Consider the following 3,386-nt stretch of genomic DNA (forward strand, 5'->3'; position numbering starts at 1 on the left):
GGTGTGCTTGAGGCCGAATACCCGCAGCTGTTCCGGCGTCGGGCCGACGAAGGCGATGCCTGCTGTTTCGCAGGCTTCGGCGAAGGCGGCGTTTTCCGATAGAAAGCCATAGCCGGGATGAATCGCGGTGGCGCCACAGGCCTTGGCCGTGGCGAGGATTTTCTCCACCGACAAATAGGTGCCGGCCGCCGCGCCTTCGCCCAGGCTGTAGGCCTCATCCGCTTGCTGGATATGCAGGCTCGCGGCATCGGCTTCGGAATACACCGCCACGCCCTTGACCGAAAGCTCACGCAAGGTGCGCAGGATGCGGCAGGCGATGGCGCCACGGTTGGCGATCAACAGTTTTTCGAACATGGCAAAACCCCGCAGGCCGATGAGTGCTCGGCCTTGTCCTGGGATGCGGGCCGTCCCGCAAATGTGGGTGGCGCTACGGTCGTCCGCAGCGCATGCAGTCAGTGTGGGAGGTGGAGTGTGGGAGCGGGCTTGCTCGCGAATGCGGTGGTTCAGTCAATACATCAGTCGCCTGATACGCCGCTTTCGCGAGCAAGCCCGCTCCCACACAATCTCGCTCCCACAGGTGATCTTCAGCGTTTTCGGAGGCACTGCCCGGCGCGAGCCTGGCACAGGGCGAACAACCACTGGCGCAACCGCTTGATCTTCAGTTCCATACCAGTAACTCCGCAGGGGTTGGGTTGTAGCCGTTGCACGGGTTGTTCAGTTGCGGGCAGTTGGAGATCAGTACGATCACGTCCATCTCGGCCCGCAGGTCGACGTACTTGCCGGGGGCGGAAATCCCGTCCTCGAAGGTCAACCCGCCATCGGCGGTCACCGGCACGTTCATGAAGAAATTGATGTTCGGCCCGATGTCGCTTTTACCCAGCCGGCCATCGTGGGCGCAGGCCCGCAGGTAGTTGTCGCGGCAGCTGTGCATGTAGCGTTTTTCCAGGGCGTAGCGCACGGTGTTGCTCTCTTGGGCGCAGGCGCCGCCAAGGGTGTCGTGGCGTCCGCAGGTGTCGTCGACGATGGTCAGCATCGGCTGGCCGAGGTTGGAATACAGCACGCTGCCGGTGCTCAGGTACACGCTGTTTTGCCGACGCAGGGTGCGCTGCACGTCGTAGCGTTCCCTGGGGTTTTTCAGGCTGTAGAACAGCGTGTCGACCGCCTGGTTGCCCTCAAGGTCGAGGATGCGCAGGGTCTGGCCGGCTTTGACTTCCATCAGCCAGGGTTCGCCGGCGGGAATGGTCGCGCGGTACACGGCCGCGTCCGGTTGTTTGGCGAGTGCGATAGACATGGCAGGTCCTCAGGCGAACAGACGGTCGGTGTTGATAAAGCCGCGCTCGTTTTCCGGGCGCGAGGTACGGCAGTGTTCGGCGACGCTTGGGTCGGCGTTCATCCAGCTGAGTTTCAGCGGCTGCGGCGCGTACTCGGGGTTGGGGTCCATGGGATGTTGCAGCGCGGTGAGCACCACCAGTGTGTCCATCGGTGCGTAGAGTTCGATGTAGTCGCCGGCCTTGGAGTGACCGGGGACAAAGTGCAGGCTGCCAGCTTCATCTACCGTGACTTTGCTGAACAGGTTGAGGGTCATCAGCAGGTCGGACAGCCCCAGGCCCCACTTGCCCAGTTCCACCAGCAGGTTGTCGGTGCCGTTGCGGTAGAAGCCGTTGCGCAGCTCTTGATAGCGGCCTTTGCCGTATTTTTCCGCGACCTCGGAGGCGCATGACACGCCGCCGATACTGTCACTCCAGCCGCAGGTGTCGGCGGTGATGGCAGCCAGCACGCGGCCCATGTCCGAGTACAGGCAATGGCCGTTGGTGAGCTTGGCGGTGTGTTGGCATTTGAGGCTGTCGGGCAGGTTCAGGCGCTCGGTTTTTTCATTGGCATTGAGCAGGGTCAGGCTGACGTTGGCGCCGCCGCGAATGTCGGTGAGGCGCAGCAGTTGGCCGCGCTTGAGTACAAAGGAACGGTGGCCGCCGCCGGGGAGCATTTCCTCGGCGAAAGGTGGGAACAATTGAGTTGAGTCGGTCATTTGGAAGTGGCTCCAAGTTCGGCGGCGATCGCCTTGCGGCGCTCGCTGTTCAAAGGGATGTCGTATGTGATGCGGGCGCCGTAGGCGCCGGGGGCGTGTGGGTCGAGGCGCACCTTGTCGAATACCAGCAAGCGGGTGCCGAGGCTGAAGCCTTCGCTGAGGTCGTGGGTGACCATGAACACCGTCAGCCTGGTTTCGCGCCACAGCTCCAGCAACAGCAGGTGCATGTCTTTGCGAATGCCCGGGTCGAGGGCGCCGAAGGGTTCGTCCAGCAGCAACACGCGGGGCTTCATGATCAGCGCCTGGGCGATGGCCAGCCGCTGCTGCATACCGCCGGAAAGCTGCGCCGGGTACTTGTCCAGGGCATGGCCCAAACCGACTTTATGCAGCAGCGCTGCGGCCTGTTCCCGGGCCTGTTTTTTCGCGCTGCCGAACAGGCGGCCGAGCAACGCTGAACGCGGCAACTCAAGGCCCAGCGCAACGTTGTCCAGCACCGTCAGATGCGGGAACACCGAGTAGCGCTGGAACACCACGCCACGGCTGGCATCGGGTTCGGCGGCGAGCGGTTTACCGTCCAGCAGGATCTCGCCATGGCTGGCGGTTTCCTGCCCCAGCAGCAGGCGCAGGAAGGTCGATTTGCCGCAACCGGAGGTGCCGACCAGGGTGCAGAATTCGCCTTCGGCCACGTGCAGGTTCAGGCGCTCCAATACCACCTGGTCGCCATAGCGCTGCCACACATTGTTGACGCTGATAAAACTCATGCCCGCGCTCCTTCGTACCAGGGGAACGCGCGCCGCGTCAGGGCCTTGAGGCCCCAGTCCATCAGCCAGGCCAGCAGGGTGATCCACACCACGTAGGGCAGGATCACGTCCATCGCCAGGTAGCGGCGCACCAGGAAGATCCGGTAACCCAAACCGTCGGTGGAGGCGATGGCTTCGGCTGCAATCAGGAACAGCCACGCCGAGCCGAGCATCAAGCGCAGGGAGATCAGCAAACGTGGCAGCAATTGCGGCAGCACCACCCGCAGCATCAGGGTCCAGGTGGAGGCGCCGAGGGTCTGTGCCTTCACCAGCAACTCCACGGGAATTTCCCGTGCCCGCTGTTCCAGGTCCCGCGCCAGGGCCGGGGTGATACCGATCACGATCAGCATCACTTTCGACAACTCCCCCAGCCCGAACACGATGAACAGGATCGGCAGGATCGCCAGCGGCGGCACCATCGACAGCACCGTCAGTAACGGCGACAACGGTGCGCCAAACAGCGGCAAGGTGCCGGCTGCAATGCCCAGGCACAGGCCGGCGAGGGCGCTGATGCCCAGGCCGATCGCCAGGCGGCGCAGGCTTGAGGCGCTGTCTTGCCA

At 63.6% G+C, this 3,386-nt stretch carries 5 protein-coding genes; all 5 read right to left on the bottom strand.

Going from position 1 to position 3,386, the window contains the following annotated elements:
* On the bottom strand, positions 1-354 hold a 354-nt coding region (locus HX846_RS33975), incomplete at its 3' end, for a biotin carboxylase N-terminal domain-containing protein (protein ID WP_178967127.1).
* Positions 355-658: 304 nt separating this feature from the next.
* The gene (locus tag HX846_RS33980) at positions 659-1,291 is read right to left on the bottom strand and encodes an urea amidolyase associated protein UAAP2 (RefSeq protein WP_003212037.1); all 633 of its coding nucleotides are present in this window, start codon (positions 1,289-1,291) and stop codon (positions 659-661) included.
* 9 nt (positions 1,292-1,300) lie between these two features.
* Positions 1,301-2,026 (bottom strand): urea amidolyase associated protein UAAP1, encoded by a 726-nt coding sequence (locus HX846_RS33985; RefSeq protein ID WP_003212035.1) that lies wholly within the window; start codon positions 2,024-2,026, stop codon positions 1,301-1,303.
* The gene (locus tag HX846_RS33990) at positions 2,023-2,787 is read right to left on the bottom strand and encodes an ABC transporter ATP-binding protein (protein WP_003212032.1); all 765 of its coding nucleotides are present in this window, start codon (positions 2,785-2,787) and stop codon (positions 2,023-2,025) included. The genes HX846_RS33985 and HX846_RS33990 overlap by 4 nt, the downstream gene beginning before the upstream one ends.
* The coding region (locus HX846_RS33995; RefSeq protein WP_178967128.1) for an ABC transporter permease at positions 2,784-3,386 on the bottom strand (603 nt) is incomplete at its 5' end. The genes HX846_RS33990 and HX846_RS33995, both read right to left, overlap by 4 nt.

This window comes from Pseudomonas sp. K5002 (genome assembly GCF_013386655.1).
In the GTDB taxonomy this organism is placed as follows: Bacteria; Pseudomonadota; Gammaproteobacteria; order Pseudomonadales; family Pseudomonadaceae; genus Aquipseudomonas.